At 59.7% G+C, this 22,471-nt stretch carries 18 protein-coding genes; 7 read left to right on the top strand and 11 right to left on the bottom strand.

The features are described from left to right. Positions 1-50: 50 nt before the first annotated feature. From AC3WTM_RS20510 to AC3WTM_RS20465, 10 genes are all read right to left on the bottom strand, one after another. A complete protein-coding gene (locus AC3WTM_RS20510) occupies positions 51-1,613 on the bottom strand; it encodes a SpoVR family protein (RefSeq protein ID WP_057713067.1) in 1,563 nt (520 codons plus the stop codon). Beyond that, positions 1,610-2,881 (bottom strand): YeaH/YhbH family protein, encoded by a 1,272-nt coding sequence (locus AC3WTM_RS20505; RefSeq protein ID WP_057713068.1) that lies wholly within the window; start codon positions 2,879-2,881, stop codon positions 1,610-1,612. The genes AC3WTM_RS20510 and AC3WTM_RS20505 overlap by 4 nt, the downstream gene beginning before the upstream one ends. A 204-nt stretch (positions 2,882-3,085) precedes the next feature. After that, entirely contained in the window at positions 3,086-5,008 is a 1,923-nt protein-coding gene (locus AC3WTM_RS20500; RefSeq protein ID WP_057713069.1) for a PrkA family serine protein kinase, read from the bottom strand. A gap of 297 nt (positions 5,009-5,305) precedes the next feature. Continuing rightward, positions 5,306-5,635, bottom strand: coding sequence for a thiosulfate sulfurtransferase GlpE (gene glpE / locus AC3WTM_RS20495; protein WP_008051614.1), 330 nt, complete (start codon positions 5,633-5,635; stop codon positions 5,306-5,308). A gap of 33 nt (positions 5,636-5,668) precedes the next feature. After that, positions 5,669-6,550 (bottom strand): symmetrical bis(5'-nucleosyl)-tetraphosphatase, encoded by an 882-nt coding sequence (locus tag AC3WTM_RS20490; protein ID WP_102670872.1) that lies wholly within the window; start codon positions 6,548-6,550, stop codon positions 5,669-5,671. Next, positions 6,550-6,930, bottom strand: a complete 381-nt coding sequence (apaG, locus tag AC3WTM_RS20485; protein ID WP_102670873.1) for a Co2+/Mg2+ efflux protein ApaG — start codon at positions 6,928-6,930, stop codon at positions 6,550-6,552. Before apaG ends, AC3WTM_RS20490 begins: the two co-directional genes overlap by 1 nt. A 115-nt stretch (positions 6,931-7,045) precedes the next feature. Further along, complete coding sequence (rsmA, locus tag AC3WTM_RS20480; protein WP_102670874.1) at positions 7,046-7,855, bottom strand: 16S rRNA (adenine(1518)-N(6)/adenine(1519)-N(6))-dimethyltransferase RsmA; 810 nt, start codon at positions 7,853-7,855, stop codon at positions 7,046-7,048. Beyond that, positions 7,852-8,841 carry a 4-hydroxythreonine-4-phosphate dehydrogenase PdxA gene (gene pdxA / locus AC3WTM_RS20475; protein WP_085716521.1) on the bottom strand — a complete coding sequence of 330 codons (990 nt, stop codon included), beginning with the start codon at positions 8,839-8,841 and terminating at the stop codon, positions 7,852-7,854. Before pdxA ends, rsmA begins: the two co-directional genes overlap by 4 nt. Continuing rightward, positions 8,838-10,154, bottom strand: a complete 1,317-nt coding sequence (surA, locus tag AC3WTM_RS20470) for a peptidylprolyl isomerase SurA (RefSeq protein WP_146023712.1) — start codon at positions 10,152-10,154, stop codon at positions 8,838-8,840. The genes pdxA and surA overlap by 4 nt, the downstream gene beginning before the upstream one ends. Continuing rightward, positions 10,135-12,933: an LPS-assembly protein LptD gene (locus AC3WTM_RS20465; protein ID WP_102670875.1), complete on the bottom strand. Its 2,799-nt coding sequence runs from the start codon at positions 12,931-12,933 to the stop codon at positions 10,135-10,137. The genes surA and AC3WTM_RS20465 overlap by 20 nt, the downstream gene beginning before the upstream one ends. 130 nt (positions 12,934-13,063) lie before the next feature. Here AC3WTM_RS20465 and AC3WTM_RS20460 point away from each other — a divergent pair, with 130 nt between their 5' ends. The 3 genes from AC3WTM_RS20460 to AC3WTM_RS20450 are packed head-to-tail and all read left to right on the top strand — an operon-like array spanning position 13,064 to position 15,520. Beyond that, positions 13,064-14,083, top strand: coding sequence for an aminoglycoside phosphotransferase family protein (locus AC3WTM_RS20460; RefSeq protein WP_102670876.1), 1,020 nt, complete (start codon positions 13,064-13,066; stop codon positions 14,081-14,083). Then, positions 14,080-14,751 carry an N-acetylmuramate alpha-1-phosphate uridylyltransferase MurU gene (murU, locus tag AC3WTM_RS20455; protein ID WP_102670877.1) on the top strand — a complete coding sequence of 224 codons (672 nt, stop codon included), beginning with the start codon at positions 14,080-14,082 and terminating at the stop codon, positions 14,749-14,751. Before AC3WTM_RS20460 ends, murU begins: the two co-directional genes overlap by 4 nt. Before the next feature lies 1 nt (position 14,752). Beyond that, positions 14,753-15,520, top strand: coding sequence for a TerB family tellurite resistance protein (locus AC3WTM_RS20450; protein ID WP_057713077.1), 768 nt, complete (start codon positions 14,753-14,755; stop codon positions 15,518-15,520). 137 nt (positions 15,521-15,657) lie between these two features. Here AC3WTM_RS20450 and AC3WTM_RS20445 read toward each other — a convergent pair whose 3' ends face one another. Beyond that, on the bottom strand, positions 15,658-16,647 hold the full coding sequence (locus tag AC3WTM_RS20445; RefSeq protein WP_102670878.1) for an alpha/beta hydrolase family protein: 990 nt from the start codon (positions 16,645-16,647) through the stop codon (positions 15,658-15,660). A 73-nt stretch (positions 16,648-16,720) separates the two neighbouring features. On the opposite strand from AC3WTM_RS20445, the gene AC3WTM_RS20440 reads away from it, so the two are divergent. The 4 genes from AC3WTM_RS20440 to AC3WTM_RS20425 all read left to right on the top strand — a co-directional run bounded on the left by AC3WTM_RS20440 (position 16,721) and on the right by AC3WTM_RS20425 (position 22,428). Further along, the gene (locus AC3WTM_RS20440; RefSeq protein WP_102670879.1) at positions 16,721-19,117 is read left to right on the top strand and encodes a PAS domain-containing sensor histidine kinase; all 2,397 of its coding nucleotides are present in this window, start codon (positions 16,721-16,723) and stop codon (positions 19,115-19,117) included. Positions 19,118-19,203: 86 nt separating this feature from the next. Next, positions 19,204-19,857 carry a response regulator gene (locus AC3WTM_RS20435; RefSeq protein ID WP_007993216.1) on the top strand — a complete coding sequence of 218 codons (654 nt, stop codon included), beginning with the start codon at positions 19,204-19,206 and terminating at the stop codon, positions 19,855-19,857. 354 nt (positions 19,858-20,211) lie between these two features. Then, positions 20,212-21,336, top strand: a complete 1,125-nt coding sequence (locus AC3WTM_RS20430; protein WP_102670880.1) for an ABC transporter ATP-binding protein — start codon at positions 20,212-20,214, stop codon at positions 21,334-21,336. Positions 21,337-21,384: 48 nt separating this feature from the next. Then, entirely contained in the window at positions 21,385-22,428 is a 1,044-nt protein-coding gene (locus AC3WTM_RS20425; RefSeq protein ID WP_102670881.1) for a polyamine ABC transporter substrate-binding protein, read from the top strand. Positions 22,429-22,471: the final 43 nt, after the last annotated feature.

Raw genomic sequence — 22,471 nt, 5'->3', positions numbered from 1 at the left:
TAGCTCGACAGGATAACCGTTGCATCGAGCTTTCGGAGGCATGAACCGGATCAAAGATGGATGACGGCCAGGTCCAGGCGGCCGTAATCACCTTCGCTGTGCTCGCTTCTGGGCGGCACGTGGTGGGTTTTCATGACCTGATCGCCTTGCAGGGTTTCCAGGTGAATGTCGAAGCCCCAGAGGCGGTGCAGGTGTTTGAGCACTTCTTCGGTCGAGTCCCCCAGCGGTTTGCGGTCGTGCTGCTGGTGACGCAGGGTCAGGGAGCGGTCACCGCGACGGTCGATGCTGTAGATCTGCACGTTGGGCTCGCGATTGCCCAGGTTGTACTGTGCCGCGAGGGTTTCCCGGATGATGCGGTAGCCACCTTCGTCGTGAATGGCGGGCACCAGCAGGTCGTCCTTCTGGTCGTCATCGAGAATGCTGAACAGCTTCAGATCGCGGATCACCTTGGGCGACAGGTACTGAAGGATGAAGCTCTCATCCTTGAAGCTGCTCATGGCGAACTTGATGGCTGCCAGCCAATCGGTACCGGCAATGTCAGGGAACCAGCGGCGATCTTCTTCCGTAGGTTCTTCGCACATGCGGCGGATGTCGCGGTACATGGCAAACCCCAGGGCGTAGGGGTTGATGCCGCTGTAGTAGGGGCTATCGAAGCCAGGCTGGAACACCACGCTGGTGTGGGACGTCAGGAACTCCATCATGAAGCCGTCGGTGACCAGGCCTTCGTCGTACAGGTCATTCATCAGTGTGTAGTGCCAGAACGTGGCCCAACCCTCGTTCATGACCTGGGTCTGACGCTGTGGATAAAAATACTGGGCGATCTTGCGCACGATACGCACGATTTCCCGCTGCCATGGCTCCAGCAGCGGCGCATGTTTTTCGATGAAGTACAGGATGTTTTCCTGGGGTTCGGCGGGGAAGCGTGCATTGTCCTTGTCGCTGTACTTGTCCGCTCCCTTGGGAATGGTGCGCCACAGATCGTTGATCTGTTTCTGTAAATGCTCTTCCCGGTCCTTTTGCCGGCGACGTTCTTCCTCCGCGGAGATCGGATAAGGGCGTTTGTAACGGTCGACACCATAGTTCATCAGCGCATGGCAGGAGTCGAGCAGATCCTCGACCGCGTCGATGCCGTGGCGTTCTTCGCACTGCATGATGTACTGCTTGGCAAACACCAGGTAATCGATGATCGAACTGGCGTCGGTCCAGGTGCGGAACAGGTAGTTGCCTTTGAAAAAGCTGTTGTGCCCGTAGCAGGCATGGGCCACCACCAGCGCTTGCATGCAGATGGTGTTTTCTTCCATCAGGTAAGCGATGCATGGGTCGGAGTTGATCACGATTTCGTACGCTAGCCCCATCTGGCCGCGAGTGTAGGACTTTTCGGTGCTGAGGAAGTGCTTGCCATAGGACCAGTGGTGATAACCCAGCGGCATACCGACCGAGGCGTAGGCGTCCATCATCTGTTCGGCGGTGATCACTTCGATCTGGTTGGGATACGTATCGAGTGCGTAACCGGCCGCAATACGACTGATTTCGCGGTCGTAGGCCTGGATCAGCTCGAAAGTCCATTCGGAGCCGGTGGAAATGGGTTGGCGTTTCTGCTCTTTGGCGGTCATGTCACTAACCTGCGCTGGAAGAGTTCACGGAAGACCGGATAGATATCCCCGGCCGAGACCAGTTGTTGCTGGGCAAATGTATCGGAAAAGGCTTCGGCGATGCGCTCGTACTCGAACCACAGGGCCTGGTGCTCGCGCGGGGTGATCTCAACGTAAGTGTAGTACTGCACGAATGGCATTATCTGGTTGATCAGGATGTCGCGGCAGATCGGAGAGTCGTCGTTCCAGTTGTCACCGTCTGAGGCCTGGGCGGCGTAGATGTTCCACTCGTTGCTTGGATAACGCTCGGCCATGATCTCCTGCATCAGTTTCAAGGCGCTGGAGACGATGGTGCCGCCGGTCTCCCGGGAGTAGAAAAACTCCTCTTCATCCACTTCGCGGGCGCTGGTGTGGTGGCGGATGAACACGACGTCGATCTTGTCGTAGTTACGCTTGAGAAACAGGTACAGCAGGATAAAGAAGCGCTTGGCGATGTCTTTGGTCGCCTGGGTCATCGAGCCGGACACGTCCATCAGGCAGAACATCACGGCCTTGGAGCTGGGGTTGGGTTGTTTGATGAGCAGGTTGTACTTGAGGTCGAAGGTGTCGAGAAACGGTATACGGTGAATGCGCGCGCTGAGTTTTTCGATTTCTGCTTCGATTTCCTGGATATCGCCGAAGTTGTCCGGTTCTTCTTGCTTGAGTCGCAGAAGTTCTTCCTTGGCTTCACGCAGTTTTGCGCGGCTGCTGCCGGACAGGGCGATGCGCCGGGCGTGGGCTGAGCGCAGGGTGCGGATGATGTTGATCCGCGACGGGTTGCCCTCGTTGCTGATCCCGGCGCGCACGGTCTTGAAGGTGTCGGTGCCGGTCAGGTTGCGTTTGACCAGGTTGGGCAGTTCGAGGTCCTCGAACATGAACTCGAGGAACTCTTCCTGGGTAATCTGGAAGACGAATTCGTCCATCCCCTCGCCGGAATTGCCCGCCTTGCCGGGGCCTCGGCCGCCACCGCCTCCCGGTGGGCGGGCGATATGTTCGCCGCTGGTGAATTCCTTGTTGCCCGGGTGCACGACCGTCTGCTTGCCACCGCGACCGTGATGAAGCACCGGCTCGTCGATGTCGCGGCCGGGAATGCTGATTTGTTCGCCGTGTTCCATATCGGTAATGGAGCGCCGGCTGACCGCCTCTTCGACAGCCTTCTTGATGTGATCACGGTAGCGCCGCAGAAAACGCTGGCGGTTCACCGTGCTCTTGTTCTTGCCATTGAGACGTCGGTCGATCACATAGCTCATGACTGCTCCTTAGAAGCTGTCCTGAAAGGGGCGAGCGGTTATGCAGCATCGGACCGGTGCCAAGGGATGTTCACGCTCCCCCAAGCGCTTTTGGATGCTGCCTGTACCTCGCTACCGACTTTCGAACACCTTCCAGAGGTCTGTGTAACAGAAAACGCGTACACAGGCCTCTGGCTGACGACAACCGGTCTGACCGGCAGCGGGTTACTGTGATTTTCTGACCCGCAGGTACCACTCGGACAGCAGTCGTACCTGTTTGTCGGTGTAGCCGCGCTCGACCATCCGTGTGACGAAGTCGTTGTGCTTCTGCTGGTCTTCTTTGCTGGCCTTGGCATTGAAGCTGATGACCGGCAGCAGGTCTTCGGTGTTGGAGAACATTTTCTTCTCGATGACCACCCGCAGTTTTTCGTAGCTGAGCCAGGTCGGGTTCTTGCCGTTGTTGTTGGCCCGGGCGCGCAGTACGAAGTTGACGATTTCGTTGCGGAAATCCTTCGGATTGCTGATGCCGGCGGGTTTTTCGATTTTCTCCAGTTCTTCGTTCAACGCTACTCGGTTGAGGATCTCGCCGGTTTCCGGGTCGCGGTATTCCTGGTCCTGGATCCAGAAGTCGGCGTACAGCACATAACGATCGAAGATGTTCTGGCCGTACTCGCTGTAGGACTCGAGGTAGGCGGTCTGGATCTCCTTGCCGATGAATTCGATGTAGCGCGGTGCCAGGTACTCCTTGAGGAAGCGCAGATAGCGTTCGCGGGTCTCGGCCTGGAACTGTTCCTGCTCGATCTGTTGTTCCAGCACGTAGAGCAGGTGCACCGGGTTGGCGGCAATTTCGTGCGGGTCGAAGTTGAACACCTTCGACAGGATCTTGAACGCGAAGCGGGTCGACAGACCGTTCATGCCTTCGTCGACGCCCGCATTGTCGCGGTATTCCTGGATCGACTTGGCTTTCGGATCGGTGTCCTTGAGGTTCTCGCCGTCGTACACGCGCATCTTCGAGTAGATATTGGAGTTTTCCGGCTCCTTGAGACGCGAGAGCACGGTGAACTGGGCCAGCATCTTCAGGGTATCCGGCGCGCAATGCGCCTTGGCCAGCGAGCTGTTGAACAGCAGCTTGTCGTAGATCTTCACTTCGTCACTGACCCGCAGGCAGTACGGCACTTTGACGATGTAGATCCGGTCGATGAAGGCTTCGTTGTTCTTGTTGTTGCGGAAGGTGTGCCACTCCGATTCGTTGGAGTGCGCCAGCAGGATCCCGGTGAACGGAATTGCGCCGAGGCCTTCGGTACTGTTGTAGTTGCCTTCCTGGGTGGCGGTCAGCAGTGGGTGCAGCACCTTGATCGGTGCCTTGAACATTTCGACGAATTCCATCAGGCCCTGGTTGGCCCGGCACAGGGCCCCCGAGTAGCTGTAGGCGTCGGCGTCGTTTTGCGGGAATTCCTCCAGTTTACGGATATCGACCTTGCCCACCAGTGCCGAGATGTCTTGGTTGTTTTCGTCGCCAGGTTCGGTCTTGGCCACGGCGACCTGGTTGAGGATCGACGGGTAGAGTTTGACCACGCGGAACTGACTGATGTCGCCACCGAATTCGGCCAGGCGTTTGGTCGCCCATGGCGACATGATGGTGTTGAGGTAGCGCCGTGGAATACCAAAGTCTTCCTCGAGGATCGCGCCATCTTCGGTGGCGTTGAAAAGACCCAGGGGCGACTCGAAAACCGGCGAGCCCTTGATTGCATAGAAGGGCACTTTTTCTATCAGTTGCTTGAGCTTCTCGGCCAGGGACGATTTACCGCCACCGACAGGGCCGAGCAGGTACAGGATCTGTTTCTTCTCTTCCAGGCCCTGAGCGGCATGGCGGAAATACGACACGATCTGGTCGATGCATTCTTCCATCCCGTGGAAGTCTTCAAAGGCCGGATAGCGGCGGATGACCTTGTTGGAGAAGATGCGCGACAGTCTCGAGTTGGTCGAGGTGTCGAGCAGTTCCGGTTCGCCGATGGCCAGCAATAGACGCTCGGCGGCGGAGGCGTAGGCGCTGCGGTCCTGTTTGCACAGTTCAAGATACTCTTGCAGAGAGAGTTCTTCCTGGCGTGTGGACTCGAAGCGTTGTTGGAAGTGGCTAAAGATACTCATGACGTCACCTCGCTCGATACGTGGAGCCGACGCCGGATCACTCAGTCGATGCTGGCAGCAACCGAACAGGCGATTGCTGTTTACCCCCCAGAACTCTCCCGGAGCTGACTACTCCGAAAGCTACTCCCGATGACCCGTGCGCCGGTGTACCGGCTCTCCCCTGTTTTGGATGGCCTGGGCTTAAGGATAGTTGGGAATTCGGGAGGTAAAGGCGAGATACGTAATTAGTTGTGGCAGACCGTTCGTCTGCCACCGCGCTAGCCCGCGGGAGCCGGGGCCTGCAACGTTACAAAAAAATTATTCAGTGGTGCCTTGCGCCGTTTCCGCAGGATACGTCGTACGCCACAACTCGAATCCGCCATCCATGCTGTAGACGTCGGAGAAGCCCTGGCTGATCAGGTAAGCGGCTGCGCCTTGGCTGGAATTGCCGTGATAGCAGACCACCACGGTCGGTGCATCGAGGTCGGCACCCTGGATGAAAGCGTGCAGGGAATGGTTGTCCAGATGCTTGGAACCTGCGATGTGCAGGGCGGCAAAAGTGGCCGGGTCGCGGACGTCGACCACCACTGCGCCTTGTTCGCGCAGGGCCTGGGCCTGTTCCGGGGGAATACGTTTGAATTCGCTCATGGCGGGCTCCTGTGGCTCGGCTGAATGGGCAGTCTAGCGCGGTGCGCTGGCTGGCGATGTTTGGGGAATGGATGAGGCGACTGGCGGCACGGCATGGCCGTGTTCGTCGCATTTGCAGGACAGGCGCTCAAAGCTGTCGACGTTCATCAGGGTCAGGGCGCCGCCCCAGACACAGCCTGTATCGAGCGCCGAAATACCCGGCTCTTCGACGTTGCCTTCCAGCGCTGCCCAGTGACCGAAAATGATTTTCAGATTCTTGGTCTTGCGTTCCTTGTGCTGGAACCAGGGTTTGTAGCCAGGTGGTGCGGTATCGAGGCCTTCCTTGCTCTTGAGGTCGAGTTTGCCTTCGGCGGTGCAGAAACGCATGCGGGTGAAATAGTTGGTGATCACCCGCAGGCGCGTCACGCCTTTGAGGTCGTTGTCCCATTTCGCCGGATCGTTGCCGTACATGCCATCGAGGTAGGGCGGCAACAGGTTGTCGTCACGCAAGGCAGCCTCGACTTCGGCGGCACACTTCAATGCCTTGCGCAGCGACCACTGCGGTGGAATGCCAGCATGGACCAGTACAAGGTTGCGCTGTTCGTCGTAGTGCATGAGTTTTTGCTGGCGCAGCCATTCGAGCAGTTCAGCGCTATCGGGCGCTTCAATGATCTCGCGCAAGGTGTCGGCCTTCTTCAGGCGTTCGATATTGCGTCCGGCCGCCAGCAAGTGCAGGTCATGGTTGCCGAGCACGCACACCAGCGAATCGCGAATGCTGTAGAGGAAGCGCAAGGTTTCCAGCGACTGCGGGCCGCGGTTGACCAGGTCGCCCACCAGCCACAGATGATCGCGTTTTGGGTCGAACGCTACTTGTTTGAGCAGGCATTGCAGGGCCTGAAGACAGCCTTGCAGGTCACCGACAGCGTACGTTGCCATCAGTGCAGGGCTCCGGGCACCGCCAGGCGGAAGGGCGCGATGATGGCATCGAAATGTTTACCGTCGTCGGACAGCATCTGATAGGTGCCTTGCATGGTGCCGACCTTGGTGGTCATGACCGTGCCGCTGCTGTAGGTGTGGCTCTTGCCAGGGGCGATCAACGGTTGCTGGCCGACTACGCCTGCGCCGCGCACTTCTTCGACATGCCCGTCACCATCGGTGATGACCCAGTGCCGTGAAAGCAGTTTGGCGGGCATTTCACCGTTGTTTTGCACGGTGATGGTGTAGGCGAAGGCAAAGCGGTCGTGCTCGGGTTGCGATTGTTCTGCCAGATAGTGGGTGACGACGCTGACGTCGACCTGATAGCGAGGATCGGACATGCAAGGGGCCTTAAAAACGAAGCGGGACGCGGGGCGTAGCTGTTGGAGTTCAGTCTAGGCCAAGTATCGGGTAGTAGACCAGAGTGGCGTCCTACCCGATAGCGCTCATCGCCTGTCAGTCAGTGGCAGGCTTTTGTTCGCTGAGTTTGTCGGCCAGACGCACGAACGCGGCCAGGTCGAGTTGCTCGGGACGCAGGCTGCCATCGACGCCGGCTGCTTCGATTTCGGCATTGCTCAGCAGCAGCTTGAGAGTGTTGCGCAGGGTTTTGCGGCGCTGGTTGAAAGCTTCGCGCACTACGCGTTCCAGCAGGCGGTGATCTTTGGCCGGGTATGGCAGTACCGTGTGGGGTACCAGGCGCACGATGGCCGAATCGACTTTCGGCGGCGGGTTGAACGCGCCCGGGCCGACGTTGAACAGGTGCTCGACCCGGCAGTGGTACTGAACCATGATCGACAAGCGACCCCAGTCACCACCACCTGGGCCGGCAGCCAGGCGCTCGACCACTTCCTTTTGCAGCATGAAGTGCATGTCGCGAATCAGGTGTGAGTTGTGCAGCAGGTGAAAAATCAGCGGCGTGGAGATGTTGTACGGCAGGTTGCCGACCACGCGCAGGCTGCCAGGTGCGGCATTCAGGCTATTGAAGTCGAACTTCAGCGCATCACCCTGATGCAGGTTGAAGTTGTTCTTGCCGGCAAACTGCTGGTTGAGAATCGGGATCAGGTCCTTGTCCAGCTCCACCACATCGAGTTGCGCGCCGCTGCTGAGCAGGCCTTGGGTCAATGCGCCCTGGCCCGGGCCGATTTCCAGCAGTCGATCTTCTGCCTTGGCATGAATGGAGCGCAGGATGCGGTCGATAACGCCGGCGTCGTGCAGAAAGTTCTGGCCAAAGCGTTTGCGCGCCTTGTGTTGGTAATGCTCGGTCATAAACGGGTCTCGGCCATCTGGTAGGCGGTTTCCAGGGCGACTTGCAGGCTGCCGGTGTCGATCTTGCCGCTGCCGGCCAGGTCCAGGGCTGTGCCGTGGTCGACCGATGTGCGGATGATCGGCAGGCCGAGGGTCACGTTGACTGCCGCACCGAAGCCTTTGTACTTCAGCACAGGAAGACCCTGGTCGTGGTACATCGCCAGCACCGCATCGCAGTGCTCCAGATATTTGGGGGTAAACAGAGTGTCGGCGGGCAAGGGGCCACGAAGGTCCATGCCCTCGCCGCGCAGGCGCTCTAATGTGGGTTCGATGATATCGATTTCTTCATGGCCCAGGTGTCCGCCTTCGCCGGCATGGGGGTTGAGCCCGCAAACCAGGATGCGTGGCCGGGCGATGCCGAACTTGTTTTGCAGGTCAGCGTGCAGGATTCGCGTGACGCGCTCCAGACGCTCCGGCGTGATTGCATCGGCAATCTCGCGAAGGGGCAGGTGAGTGGTCACCAGGGCTACGCGTAAACCGCGTGTGGCCAGCATCATCACCACTTGCGCGGTGTGGGTCAGGTCGGCGAGGAATTCGGTGTGCCCGGAAAAGGCGATGCCGGATTCGTTGATCACGCCTTTGTGCACCGGCGCGGTAATCATGCCGGCGAAATCTCCGCTCAGGCAGCCTTGGCCGGCGCGGGTCAGGGTTTCCAGTACGAAGGCAGCGTTGGCCTTGTCCAGTTGCCCGGCGGTGACCTTGGCGTTGAGCGGTGTATCCCAGACATACAGGCTGTTGGCTGGCGCGGGTGCATCCGGCCAGTTGTCCGGTGTGACCGGCAGCAAGTCGACAGCCACGCCCAGTTGCGCGGCCCGCTCAATGAGCAGGTCGCGGCTGGTAATGGCAATCAGGGGGTGAGGCTGGGCTTGCGAGGCGAGCAGCAGGCACAGGTCGGGACCTATGCCGGCCGGTTCGCCGGGTGTCAGCGCGAAACGTTGGGGTTTCACTGCGCTGCCTGGTCGGCGCCAGGGAGTTTGATTTCCACGTACGCTTCGTCACGGATCTGACGCAGCCAGGTTTGCAGCTCTTCGTCGTATTTGCGGTTACGCAAAACGGTCATTGCTTGCTGCTCGCGAGCCTGTGTGGTGCTGTCGGTGGCGCGACGGCCAAGGACTTCCAGGACATGCCAGCCGTATTGAGTCTGGAACGGCTTGGACAGCTGACCTTGCGGGGTCCTGGCCATTACTTCGCGGAACTCGGGCACCAGTGCGTTCGGGTCGATCCAGTTTAGATCGCCGCCGTTGAGGGCGGAACCTGGGTCTTCCGAGTAGCTTTTCGCCAGCTCGCCGAAGTCTTCGCCAGCCTCGATACGGCTGTAGAGTGAGTCAGCCAGGGCCTTGGTTTTTGCTTCGTCGCGGATCGGGCTCGGTTTGACCAGGATGTGGCGCACATGCACTTCATCGCGCATCTGGGTCTGGCCGCCACGCTTTTCGAGGATCTTCAGGATGATGAAGCCACCCGGGGTGCGCATTGGCTGGGTGACATCGCCCACCGGCATGGTGCTCAACAGGCGATCGAACGGCGGTGGCAATTGAGCGGCTTTACGCCAGCCCATGTCACCACCTTCGAGTGCGGTTTCGCTGGCGGACTTGGCGATCGCCAACTGACTGAAGTCAGCGCCTTGTTTGAGCTGCTGGTAAATCGCATCGGCCTGTTTGGCTGCACTCTGAATCGCGTCGGAGTTGGCGCTTTCCGGCGTAGGAATCAGGATGTTGGCCAGGTGGAACTCTTCAGACAGTTGCATTTTGCCCAGGTCCGACGCCAGGAAGTTCTTCACTTCCTGCTCGGAGACCTGAATGCGTTCGGCAACCCGACGCTGGCGTACACGGCTGATGACCATTTCGCGGCGAATCTGCTCACGTGCGTCGTCGTAGGACAGGCCGTCGCGAGTCAGGGCGGCGCGGAACTGCTCGACCGACATGTTGTTGCGCTGGGCAATGGTGCCGACAGCCTGGTTCAACTCTTCATCGGTAATGCGGATGCCGGAACGCTCGCCGATCTGCAATTGCAGGTTTTCGACGATCAGGCGCTCAAGTACCTGCTGCTCCAGCACGCTGGCCGGCGGCACGGCAGAGCCACGCTTGGCAATGGTTTGCTGAACTTCATGAACGCGTTGGTCCAGTTGGCTCTGCATGACCACGTCGTTGTCGACGATGGCCACCACTTTATCGATGGACTGTACGGCGGCGCTCGCCGCCGTACTCAGGAACAGCGCGCCCAGCATCAGCGGGCGCAGACAATCAGAAAGCTTGGTCTTCACGTTCACGATAACCTTGAATGCCTTTGTCGAGGAAGCTCTCTACCTTGGCGCCAGTCAGGCCGCCGAGCCCCTTCAGAACAATTTGGAGGAAGACGCCATGGTCGCCTTTTTCGTTTTGCGGTGCTTCCTGACTGAACTCGTCATAAGCGACCCAGTAACGGTTGATCAGGCGCAGTTTCCAGCAGCAGTTGTCGTACTCGAAGCCACCGAAGGCTTCCAGGGTACGGTTGCGGTTGTAGTCATACTGCCAACGGCTGATGGCGTTCCATTGCGGCACGATCGGCCAGATCACCGAGAAATCGTGCTGTACGATCTTGTAGTAATCCTTCACGTAGTCAGGTTGGCCAGGGGTGCCGTAGTCACCGCCACCAACGCTCCATTGACCGGTGTTCTGGTCGTAACGGACCTGGTCATTGCGATAGCGATAGCCGGCGTTGATGACCTTGTTCGGGTTGTCTTCAGGCTGGTAATGGAACATCGCGCTGCCCGAGCGAGGGCTGCGGCTGTCCGGGTCCCAGTTGTAATCGGCCGTGGTGCGCCAGTCGCGGTTCCAGCGATATTCATATTCCAGGGCGTAAGGCGACACGTTGGCTTGCGTATCCTTGCGGGTTTTTGCATCGATCCCCGGCAACTGAACTTCGCGGTCCTTGAAGTACAAGGCCTGGCCGACGCTGAGACGTTGACGTTCGAAGCCATTGTCTTCGATCCAGCGGCTGGTCACACCCAGGGACAGTTTGTTCTCGTCACCGACACGGTCGGAGCCGGAGAAGCGGTTGTCACGGAACAGCGACGCATAGTTGAAGGTGTATTCGCTGGTATCGAATATCGGGATGTCTTCCTGGTCGACCTCAGGCACGTACAGGTAGAACAGGCGCGGCTCGAGGGTCTGGCGGTAGTTCTTGCCGAAATACTGGGTATTACGATCGAAGTACAGGCCGCTGTCGATGCTGGCGATCGGTACGCCACGGTTCTGGTTGCTGTCGAATGTTCCCAGGAGCCTGTCCTGTTCTGCGGTCTGATTCGCAATCTGACCTTTGCCGGTGCTGTCCAGGTCCAGTTGATACTGGGTGTACTGGTACTTGAGCTTCGGTGTCAGGAAACCGTAGGTCGTGTTCATCGGCAGGCTGATGGCGGGCGCGAGGTTCAGGCGGTCGCCATTGGCGCGAGCCAGACCTTGAACGTTGTTATCAAGACGGGGGGAGCCGACACCGTCTTCATCAAAATATGTTCCGCTCTGCAGATCCCGGTCAAACCGAACGAGCTCGGTGTTGTACGTGATGTCCAGGCCTTCCGGATGATAAGGCAGCATACCGTCGAGGGTGAGCTGCGGCAGGCGATCGTACGGCGTAATGTTCGATACGCTCGCCAGTTCGTATGCCTGGGCATTCACGCGAGCGGAATAGCTGTCGCCACGATAGGTGACGGAGCCCTGCTGGTTCACATAGTCGTTGTTTTTGATGCCAATCTGGTCGGTCTGCAGATCCTGGAAGTAATACGGATCGCTGATCTTGGTGTAGTCGACTTGCGTGAGTACTCGTGAATCGAGACCACCCTTGTGCTGCCAGTTGTACATGTAGCGGGTTTTTTCGGCGTCGCTCTGCTTGTCGCGCTCGTCGCTTTCGTCGTTGAGGTACGCCGCACCGAACTGGCCTTCGCTGGATTTGGTCAGGTAGCGGAATTCGCCTTCCATCAACAAACCGTGCTTTTCCATGTAGCGCGGGTACAACGTGGCGTCGTAGTTTGGCGCCAGGTTGAAGTAGTACGGGGTGACCAGCATGAAGCCGGTATCGCTGCCGGTGCCGATGGTCGGCGGCAGGAAGCCCGACTGACGACGGTCATCGATCGGGAAGTAGATGTACGGCGTGTACAGGACCGGAATGTCCTTGACCCGCAGCGTCACGTTGGTCGCCGTACCGAAGCCGGTGGCCGGGTTCAGGGTGATGTTGTTGCCCTTGAGCTGCCAGGCGTTGCTGTTCGGTTCGCACGTGGTGTACGTACCATCCTTGAGGCGGATGATCGCGTTCTCGGCACGTTTGGCGTACAGCGCATTACCGCGGATGCGGGATTTGTGCATCACGTATTCGGCGTTGTCGACCTTGGCTTCACCGGTGTCGAGCTGCACGTCGGCGTGGTCGCCGACGATAAGGGCACCGTTGTCGCGAATGCGCACGTTGCCGTTCAGTTCGCCACGGCTTTCGGCCTGGTACAGGTTGGCTTCGTCGGCTTCAACCTGCATGCTGCCCTGACGCATGACAACGTCGCCGGCCAGGGTCGCAACTTGCTCATCCTGCTTATAGCGGGAGGCTTTTGCGCCGATAAAGGTTGGAACGTCACTTTTATCCGTCTTGTCATCCATGCCAGGACGAATCGGTTCGATATAGGAACCGGAGCAATAAGGACCGGTTTCGGCCAATTGTGCGGCGGTAAGCTGCTCGCGGGGAACCCAGTCGAGGTGACTGTAGTCTGCGCTACGCGACTTCAGGCCACGGCCTTTGGATTCGGTGACCAGCACCGGCTTGGCGCCAGCGTCTTCGCTGGAACCGTTTTCGGCCGGGGCTTCACCAGTGGCGGAAACTGCACTGCCGTCATGGACGGGACGCGGTGGCAATGCAGCCGCCGGCGTCTTTGGTGCACAGTCCCAGGAACCCGAAGCAGAGACTGAGCAGTCAAACTGTTCCGCGGCGACCACGTAGGAAGTGGCAAGGGGTTGCAGCACCAGCAAACTGCCGGTAACTAACAACGGAAATTTTTTACGAAACGCGGGGGATTTCAATGCCATCTTATTAGTCCGGGCTTCCTGCGTGCCATCTGCCCGCGGTGTGGGCCGCACGCCTCTCGATGGTCTGAAAAAGATGCTGGATAATAAAGCATGACCCGCTTGACGGCTAGCGCCGTCGGAGACCCTTGCAATGCCTGATCAAGATGTACGCTTGCAACACCTGAAAGTTTGGCTCGATGAACAATTGGCGACCCTTTTTGCCGAGCAGGGCTGGGGCGTCGTACCCCCGGCCACGTTGACTGCGGCCAGCAGCGACGCGAGTTTTCGGCGGTATTTCCGCTGGGAAGGCGGTGACAAAAGTTTCATCGTGATGGACGCGCCGCCGCCCCAGGAAAACTGCAAACCCTTCGTGGATATCGCCTTTTTGCTGGCGAAATCCGGAATAAATGTGCCGAAAATTTATGCCGAAGACCTCGAACGCGGCTTTCTTTTGCTCAATGACCTGGGCAACAAGACCTATCTGGACGTCATCGAAAGCGAAAACGCCGACGATTTGTTCAAGGATGCCCTGCAAGCGTTGCTGGCTTTCCAGCAGCTGCCTATGGTTGCGCCTCTGCCGAGCTATGACGTGGCCTTGCTTCGTCGCGAGCTGGAGCTGTTCCCCGAGTGGTACGTGAAGCGCGAATTGGGCATCGAATTGGACGCGGCGCAGCAAGTGCTCTGGCAGCAGGTCTGCGAACTGTTGATCGACAGCGCCCTGGCACAGCCAAAAGTCCTGGTGCATCGCGACTACATGCCGCGCAACCTCATGCTCAGCGAGCCCAATCCCGGTGTGCTGGACTTTCAGGATGCGGTGTATGGCCCGGTGACCTACGACGTGACCTGCCTGTTCAAGGACGCATTCCTCAGTTGGCCTGAGGAACGCGTGCACGCCTGGCTCGAAAGCTACTGGCAGCAAGCGGGTGTCCTCGGGATTCCGGTTCAGCCCGACTTCGAGGACTTCCTGCGTGCCAGCGACTTGATGGGCGTGCAACGTCACCTGAAAGTCATCGGCATTTTTGCGCGCATCTGCCATCGCGACGGCAAACCGCGTTACCTGGGTGATGTGCCACGTTTCTTTGCGTACATAGACGCGGTGATCGCGCGCCGCCCTGAACTGGCCGAGCTGGATGTATTGCTGGCCAGTCTGCGTGCCGGAGTGAAAGCATGAAGGCAATGATTCTGGCCGCGGGCAAAGGCGAGCGCATGCGCCCGCTGACCCTGACCACGCCAAAACCGCTGGTTCGTGCAGGCGGCGTGCCGCTGATCGAGTATCACCTGCGAGCGCTGGCCGCCGCCGGCTTCACCGACATTGTGATCAATCACGCCTGGCTCGGTCAGCAGATCGAAGACTATCTGGGCGATGGTTCGCGTTATGGAGTGAGCATTCAGTACTCGGCCGAAGGTGAACCCCTGGAAACCGGCGGCGGAATTTTCCGCGCGTTACCATTGTTGGGGGATGAAGCGTTTGTCGTGGTCAACGGCGACATTTGGACCGATTACGACTTCAGCGTGCTGCATCAACCCATCAACGGCCTGGCGCACCTGGTGCTGGTCAGCAACCCGCCCCATCATCCGGCCGGGGACTTCAGCCTGGTAGAAACGCGGGTGCTCGAAGGTCAACCAGGGGCTGGCACCTTGACCTACAGCGGTATCGCCGTACTGCATCCGCAGTTGTTCGACGGTTGCACCGAGGGGGCCTTCAAGCTCGCTCCGCTGTTGCGCAAGGCCATGGCTGATGGGCAGGTGACCGGCGAGCAATTGAGAGGGCACTGGGTCGATGTCGGCACTCACGAGCGTCTGGCCGAAGTTGAAACATTAATAGAAGCGAGCTGCTGAGATGCTGTGGCCAGGGACTCTGATCGGAGCCGGAGCAGGCTTTGCCATAGCCAGCATTCCGGGGGCCATGCTCGGCGCGTTGTTGGGGCAGGCGCTGGACCGGCGCTTGCACCTGCAGAGTTGGGGGCATTTGCTGGAAAAGCTTGGTGGTCGTCCGGTGCTGCGCAACGATGAGTTGCTCTTCGTGCTACTGGGGCGTCTGGCGAAGTGCGACGGGCGGGTGGTGGATGGCCACATCCAGCAGGCCCGAGCGGAAATGCGCTCGCTGGAAATGTCCGAGCCGGCCCAGCGTCGGGCGATTGCCGCGTTCAATCGTGGCAAATCGGGCAATGACCGCCTGCGCGGTTATCTGCGTCGCCTGAGTGCCCAGCCCCATGCGGCAGAAGGTGTGTTGCGCGCCTGCTGGCGAATGGTCTGGGCCGATGGTCGTGCCGGCAGCAGTGAACGTCAATTGATCGGCCAATGGGGCAAATGGCTGGGCTGGACGCCCCATCAGGTGCAGGCGTTGGCCCACGACTATGAGCCGCAGAAACGGCCATTGGGCAACAGTGTGCCAAGTTATCAGGACGCGTTGAGGCTTTTGGGGGTGTCGGCCACCACTGAACCGGCGCAGATCAAGCGTGCATACCGGCGCCTGCTCAGTCGTCATCATCCGGACAAGATTGCCGGCAGTGGCGCGACGGCGACGCAGGTGCGAGAGGCCACCGAGCGAACGCGTGAACTGCATAACGCCTATACGCTGATTCGGGAGCGGCGGGATTTTCGCTAGCCCGGAAATTTGCGTCGCCAGTGATACCGCTATCGCGAGCAAGCTCGCTCCCACAGGTTTTATGTCGTCCGCAATTTTGTGATCGGCATAAAACCCGTGGGAGCGTGGCTTGCCCGCGATGACGGCACCTCGGTCTGTCAGCCCGCCGGGTTCTGCGGATTCAACCAACCCCGGACCCGACGGAACAGTTGCTCCTGTTCGGCTTTGGTATCCGGCAACGCCTTGAGCGCGACCTGGCTGAATGCCGACGTTTTCACCCGTTTGTTGGCCTGCAGACGGGCTAGCGCCGCATTGCGATCCAGCGGCTTGTCCATGTAGAAGATGTCGGCGGTCGGCAGTTTCAGATTCGGCGCCAGCTCATCCAGCTCGGGTTTCGCTTGAGCAGGTGTCTGCGCAGCGACCATGAGGAAACGCTCGATTTGCGAAGGCTGCTTCTCGCTTAAATAGCGCGCCGCCCAATAAGCGCCGGTGCCATGCCCCAACACCACGATACTGCGGGCGCTTTGCTGTTCGGCGAATGCAATCGCGGCGTCGATCCGGGCGAAGATGCGCTCGGCATCTGCCTTGGACTGTTCTTCGGTGGTTTCGGTGACGGCCTTGTCGGCCACATCGGCCTCGCCTCCGGCCACCTGTTCGATAGGGGCTGCGGTGGTTGAGTCTTTACTGCCGGTTTCGGCGGGCTTGGGAGCCGGCGCTGCTTCCACGATTCGTGGCGCAATGGCGTCGCTTTGCAGGTCCGGCAAGGTGATACTCAGGCTGCTCCACTCGGCATCCGGCAATTTGCGCCGCAAAGGGCCGATCGCTTGCGGCCAGTCAACGGTTTCACCGGCGCCCGGGATGATAATCACCGCACCTTTAGGTTCGGCGGTATTGGCCGGTTTCCACAAGGCCAGAAAGGTGTCGGGGCCTGCTTGCAATTGTTGCTGTTCCTGAGCCGGGATTTTTCGCTCAAGTGCAGTCGCTTCTTCCTGACTACGCTCAGGCAGCGGCTGACGTTCAAGTGGTTTTTCTTCGGCGGTTTTTTCCTCCGCGGCGGGCGCCGGGTCGGCCGCCTTGACGGAAAAAGCGCAAGGCAGGATCAGCGACAGGCACAATGCTGGCAGTGCCAGGCGGTAGACAGAGGGCATCGGGTATTCCAGGCCAGAAGTTGTTCCGGCAGCCTAATGGGTTGGTCAGTATTTGTCAGTGTATGAGAGTTCAATGATGCTTTTTCGCTGCCTGTGGGTTATCGGCTGTTTGTGGTTTCCCTTGATGGGCTGGGCGGCCGCCGCGCCCCCGGCGCCCGCTGCCCAACTGTCCCCGGAGCAACGGCACTGGCTGGCGCAGCAGGGCGAGTTGCGGGTCGGCGTGGTGTTGCAGGCGCCCTATGCGCAATACGATCGCCGCTTGCAGCGCCTGTCCGGGGTGAACGTCGAGTTGATGAAATGGCTCGCAAAAAACCTCAATGTCGAACTGAGCTGGCGCAACTTTCCCGACCTTGAGCAATTGGAAGCTGCGGCCCGCGAGGGCGAAATCGACATCGCTCCGGGGCTGACCCAGACCCCTGGCGGGCTGCGCCTCTGGCAGTTTTCCGACCCCTACATGCGGGTGCCGCAATTGGTGGTTAGCGATCAGAAAAGCGCTGGCGCGGTCGAGCTGGAAAAACTCGACAGCCAGATCCGCGTCGCCGTGCGCATGCCCAGTGCCATCGCCGATTACCTGCGCAGCAACTACCCGCACCTGAATCTGCAAGGCGTACCGATGGAGCGCCAGGCATTGCAATTATTGGCGGGCCAGCAGGCAACTTATGCGGTGGTCGATGAGGCGCAACTGGGACGCTTGTCGGTCGAACCGGAGTTTGCCGGATTGGTGGTGGTGGGGGATGTCGGCCTGCCGCAGTTGCTGCGGGTGGCCACGCTCCGTGACAAACCGGAACTGGCGGGCATTGTCGAAAGTGCATTGCGGGCGATCCCGGCCAAGGATCTGGAGCAACTGCACAATCAATGGCTGCAGCCCAAGTATCCGCGGCTCACCGAGTCGCCGGGTTTTTGGCAGAACCTCTGCCTGTTACTGGCCGTGCTGGCGATGAGTTGCATGGCCATCGTGGTCTGGCAGCGTCGCCAGCAGCACAACCTGGAGCAGCGCCTGTTGGCCGCGCAGGAAGACATTGCCTTGCGTGCCGCCAGCGAAGAGGCCTTGCGGCTCACCCAGTTTTCCATTGACCAGAGCACTGTCGGCATCCTCTGGGTCAACTGGGACAGCCATGTGCGTTACGCCAACCGCGCAGCGGAAAGCATGCTGGGCTATCCCGCCGGAGGGATCATCGATCGGCCCCTTATCGATTTCGAGCCTGGCCTGCACATGGACCGTTGGCTGAACCTGTGGAAGCGCGCCCGGGCCAGTGAGGAGGGCCCGCAAAGTTTCGAATCCAATTGCGTGCGGGCTGATGGCAGCATCCTGCCGGCCGATGTCTCGTTGAGTTTCCTGCGCTTTCGCGATGGCGAATACCTGGTGGTTTACCTCAACGATGTCACCGAGCGGCGCCGCGCCCTGGCGGCCTTGCAGGAAAGCGAGGCGCGGCTGCAAGGCATCGCCGCCAACGTTCCGGGACTGGTTTTCCGGCTGGAGCGGGCGCCAGTAACCGGTCAGATCGACTTTGCCTACATCAGCGAAGGCAGCGAAAGCCTGGTGGGTTACTCGCCGGCCACGCTGGCGCATCGCGATAAAGGCCTGCGCAGCCTCGTGCATCCGGATGACAAGGTCAGCTATCACCAGACCCAGGATCATGCGCTGGATACCGACAGCGACTGGTCGTGGCAGGGGCGAATCCTCACGCGTCAGGGCGAGCAGCGTTGGGCGGAAATCAAGGCCATCACCCGCCGGCTGGAAGACGGCGCCTATGTTTGGGACGGGATCGTCTGGGACATCAGCGAGAGCAAGCGCATCGAAATTGAACTGGCCAGCTCCCGGGAACAATTGCGTGAGTTGTCCGCGCACCTGGAAAGCGTGCGCGAAGAAGAAAAAGCGCGCATTGCCCGGGAAGTTCACGACGAGTTGGGGCAGATGCTCACTGTGTTGAAGCTGGAAACGTCCATGTGCGAACTGGCGTACGCTCAGCTCGATCCCGGTCTTAACGAGCGCTTGAACAGCATGAAGCGCTTGATCGCTCAATTGTTTCAGCTGGTCCGTGATGTGGCTACGGCATTGCGACCGCCGATTCTCGACGCAGGTATTGCCTCGGCCATTGAATGGCAGGCCCGCCGGTTCGAGGCGCGCACGCAGATCCCGTGTCTGGTACAGGTGCCGGACAATTTGCCAGTACTCAGCGATGCGAAGGCAATCGGCCTGTTTCGAATCCTTCAGGAGGCGCTGACCAATGTCATGCGGCACGCCCAGGCGCATACTGTTGAACTGACACTGACCCTTGAAGGCGACGAATTGTGTCTGACGGTCAGCGATGATGGCGTAGGATTTGTCGCCGCGCCTGGCAGGCCAACGTCCTTTGGGATCGTCGGCATGCGCGAGCGGGTGTTGATCCTGGGCGGCGAGTTGTCGCTGGAGAGTGAGCCGGGTGAGGGTACGACGTTAGAAGTGCGCGTGCCTCTGGACGAAGCCTGAAGAATTTGTGGTGTCTGTGCTGATGTCTTCGCGAGCAAGCTCGCTCCCACAGGGGACGTATTCCAAATGTGGGAGCCTGCTCGCGAATGATCTTGAACCTGGAGAAGAACGTGATCCGTGTACTGGTAGCCGAAGACCACACCATTGTCCGCGAAGGCATCAAGCAGTTGATCGGTCTGGCCAAGGACTTGCTGGTGGTGGGGGAGGCGAGCAATGGCGAGCAGTTGCTCGACACCTTGCGTCATGTGCCCTGCGAAGTGGTGTTGCTGGACATCTCCATGCCGGGCGTCAACGGCCTGGAAGCGATTCCGCGGATTCGCGCCCTGAACAATCCGCCGGCGATCCTGGTGCTGTCGATGCACGATGAAGCGCAAATGGCCGCCCGGGCGCTGAAGGTCGGGGCTGCCGGTTATGCAACCAAGGACAGCGACCCGGCACTGTTGCTGACGGCCATTCGCAAAGTGGCGTCAGGCGGGCGTTACATCGACCCGGAACTGGCCGACCGCATGGTTTTCGAGGTCGGTCTTACCGACTCGCGTCCATTGCACTCGTTGCTCTCCGAGCGCGAGTTTTCCGTGTTCGAACGCCTGGCCCAGGGCGCCAACGTGAACGACATCGCCCAGCAACTGGCGCTGAGCAGCAAGACCATCAGCACCCACAAGGCGCGGCTGATGCAGAAGCTCAACATCACCTCGCTAGCGGAACTGGTGAAGTACGCGATGGAACACAAGCTCCTCTAAAGCACACCGCTGTACCTGTGGGAGCTTGCTCGCGATGGCAGCATCACATTCAACATCGATGCTGAATGACCAGCCGCTATCGCGAGCAAGCTCGCTCCCACAGGGATCTCCATCAAGTATCCGATTACCGGCATATCCAAAAGCGACATGTTTTTGCAGCGGCTTTGCCGATTCTTGCGGCTTGCAGCTTGAAGCGTGCCGCTGCCCTATCCATCCCCGCCATCCTTGTAGGGAAATCCCTACCCCCAACCTTCCATCCGGCTGAGGCGAATCTCTCTTGCGCCCCGATTTGCGCGGTCCCCAGCGTCCACTAGGCTTAACCCCACAGCAGTCATCAATAACAAAGGTGTGGGTATGAGCCAGGTCGATTCAAGCGCAGGGGTCAATGATGTTCTGGTCAGCTTTCGTGGAGTGCAGAAGAGCTACGACGGCGAGAACCTGATCGTCAAGGACCTCAACCTGGACATTCGCAAGGGCGAATTCCTCACATTGCTCGGGCCGTCCGGCTCCGGCAAGACCACCAGCCTGATGATGCTCGCCGGCTTCGAAACGCCGACCGCGGGCGAAATCCTGTTGGCCGGGCGCGCCATCAACAACGTGCCGCCGCACAAGCGTGACATCGGCATGGTGTTTCAGAACTACGCGCTGTTCCCGCACATGACGGTGGCCGAGAACCTGGCGTTCCCGCTGACCGTGCGTGGCATGAACAAGAGCGACGTCAGTGCACGGGTCAAGCGCGTGCTGAGCATGGTCCAGCTCGATGCCTTCGCCCAGCGCTACCCGGCGCAGCTCTCCGGTGGTCAGCAACAGCGTGTGGCATTGGCCCGCGCGCTGGTGTTCGAGCCGCAACTGGTGCTGATGGACGAACCCCTCGGCGCACTCGACAAGCAGCTGCGTGAACACATGCAGATGGAGATCAAGCACCTGCACCAGCGCCTGGGCGTGACTGTGGTCTACGTGACCCACGATCAGGGCGAAGCCTTGACCATGTCCGACCGCGTGGCGGTGTTCCATCAGGGCGAAATCCAGCAGATCGCTCCACCGCGCACCCTCTACGAAGAGCCGAAAAACACCTTCGTCGCCAACTTCATCGGCGAGAACAACCGCCTCAATGGCCGCCTGCACAGCCAAACCGGCGACCGTTGCATTGTGGAACTCGGGCGCGGCGAGAAAGTGGAAGCCTTGGCGGTCAACGTTGGCCAGACCGGCGAGCCGGTGACCCTGTCCATTCGTCCGGAGCGAGTGAGCCTCAACGGCTCCAGCGGCCAATGCGTCAACCGCTTCTCCGGGCGAGTCGAGGAATTCATCTATCTGGGCGACCACGTCCGGGTTCGCATGGAAGTCTGCGGCAAGACCGACTTCTTCGTGAAACAGCCAATTGCCGAGCTTGATCCCTCGCTCGCCGTCGGCGATGTGGTACCGCTTGGCTGGCAGGTCGAGCACGTTCGCGCGCTCGATCCACTTTTAGAGGCGCATTGATCGCCCCGGCAATACCAACACCAACCCTGCACGTGGAGAGAACAATAAATGTTGAGATCCCTGAAATTCACCGCTTTGGCACTGGGCATGATGGGCGCGGCACACGCAATGGCGGCCGGCCCGGATCTGACCGTGGTGTCCTTTGGCGGTGCGAACAAGGCGGCTCAGGTCAAAGCCTTCTACGCACCTTGGGAAGCAGCAGGCAACGGCAAGATCGTGGCCGGCGAGTACAACGGCGAAATGGCCAAGGTCAAGGCCATGGTCGACACCAAGAGCGTGTCCTGGGATCTGGTAGAAGTTGAATCGCCGGAACTCTCCCGTGGTTGCGACGAAGACATGTTCGAGCAACTGGACCCGGCGCTGTTCGGCAAGACCGAAGACTACGTCAAGGGCGCCATCCAGCCTTGCGGCGTGGGTTTCTTCGTGTGGTCGACCGTGCTGGCCTACAACGCCGACAAACTGAAAACCGCACCGACCAGTTGGGTGGATTTCTGGGACACCAAGCAGTTCCCGGGCAAGCGTGGCCTGCGTAAGGGCGCCAAGTACACCCTGGAATTCGCACTGATGGCCGACGGCGTTGCGCCGAAAGATGTCTACAAAGTGCTGGCTGGCAAGGACGGTCAGGACCGCGCGTTCAAGAAACTCGATGAGCTCAAGCCGAACATCCAGTGGTGGGAAGCTGGCGCACAACCGCCGCAATACCTCGCTTCCGGTGACGTGGTCATGAGTTCGGCCTACAACGGTCGTATCGCTGCCGTGCAGAAAGAAAGCAACCTGAAAGTCGTGTGGAACGGCGGCATCTACGACTTTGACGCATGGGCCATTCCAAAAGGTCTGGATGCCAAACGCGCCGACGCGGCGAAGAAATTCATCGCCTTCTCGGTGCAGCCACAGCAGCAGAAGACCTACTCGGAAAACATCGCCTACGGCCCGGCCAACACACAAGCCGTGCCGCTGCTGGCCAAGGATGTCCTGAAAGACATGCCGACCACCCCGGAAAACATCGCCAACCAGGTGCAGATCGACGTCAGCTTCTGGGCTGACAACGGCGAGCAACTGGAGCAGCGCTTCAATTCCTGGGCTGCGAAATAAGCAGAACCTTGTAATGGTGGGCTTGCCCCACCTGTGGGAGCGG

This window comes from Pseudomonas sp. EU05-FHT14B02, from assembly GCF_058791055.1.
Note: the sequence above shows the minus strand (reverse complement) of the source record. Positions and strands in the feature narration are given on the sequence as shown.

What these genes read in the sequence shown, in the direction of transcription:
- AC3WTM_RS20510 (WP_057713067.1), bottom strand. Translation starts at nt 1,613, where the DNA reads ATGACCGCCAAAGAGCAGAAACGCCAACCCATTTCCACCGGCTCCGAA.
- AC3WTM_RS20505 (WP_057713068.1), bottom strand. Translation starts at nt 2,881, where the DNA reads ATGAGCTATGTGATCGACCGACGTCTCAATGGCAAGAACAAGAGCACG.
- AC3WTM_RS20500 (WP_057713069.1), bottom strand. Translation starts at nt 5,008, where the DNA reads ATGAGTATCTTTAGCCACTTCCAACAACGCTTCGAGTCCACACGCCAG.
- glpE (WP_008051614.1), bottom strand. Translation starts at nt 5,635, where the DNA reads ATGAGCGAATTCAAACGTATTCCCCCGGAACAGGCCCAGGCCCTGCGC.
- AC3WTM_RS20490 (WP_102670872.1), bottom strand. Translation starts at nt 6,550, where the DNA reads ATGGCAACGTACGCTGTCGGTGACCTGCAAGGCTGTCTTCAGGCCCTG.
- apaG (WP_102670873.1), bottom strand. Translation starts at nt 6,930, where the DNA reads ATGTCCGATCCTCGCTATCAGGTCGACGTCAGCGTCGTCACCCACTAT.
- rsmA (WP_102670874.1), bottom strand. Translation starts at nt 7,855, where the DNA reads ATGACCGAGCATTACCAACACAAGGCGCGCAAACGCTTTGGCCAGAAC.
- AC3WTM_RS20465 (WP_102670875.1), bottom strand. Translation starts at nt 12,933, where the DNA reads ATGGCATTGAAATCCCCCGCGTTTCGTAAAAAATTTCCGTTGTTAGTT.
- AC3WTM_RS20460 (WP_102670876.1), top strand. Translation starts at nt 13,064, where the DNA reads ATGCCTGATCAAGATGTACGCTTGCAACACCTGAAAGTTTGGCTCGAT.
- murU (WP_102670877.1), top strand. Translation starts at nt 14,080, where the DNA reads ATGAAGGCAATGATTCTGGCCGCGGGCAAAGGCGAGCGCATGCGCCCG.
- AC3WTM_RS20450 (WP_057713077.1), top strand. Translation starts at nt 14,753, where the DNA reads ATGCTGTGGCCAGGGACTCTGATCGGAGCCGGAGCAGGCTTTGCCATA.
- AC3WTM_RS20445 (WP_102670878.1), bottom strand. Translation starts at nt 16,647, where the DNA reads ATGCCCTCTGTCTACCGCCTGGCACTGCCAGCATTGTGCCTGTCGCTG.
- AC3WTM_RS20440 (WP_102670879.1), top strand. Translation starts at nt 16,721, where the DNA reads ATGATGCTTTTTCGCTGCCTGTGGGTTATCGGCTGTTTGTGGTTTCCC.
- AC3WTM_RS20435 (WP_007993216.1), top strand. Translation starts at nt 19,204, where the DNA reads ATGATCTTGAACCTGGAGAAGAACGTGATCCGTGTACTGGTAGCCGAA.
- AC3WTM_RS20430 (WP_102670880.1), top strand. Translation starts at nt 20,212, where the DNA reads ATGAGCCAGGTCGATTCAAGCGCAGGGGTCAATGATGTTCTGGTCAGC.
- AC3WTM_RS20425 (WP_102670881.1), top strand. Translation starts at nt 21,385, where the DNA reads ATGTTGAGATCCCTGAAATTCACCGCTTTGGCACTGGGCATGATGGGC.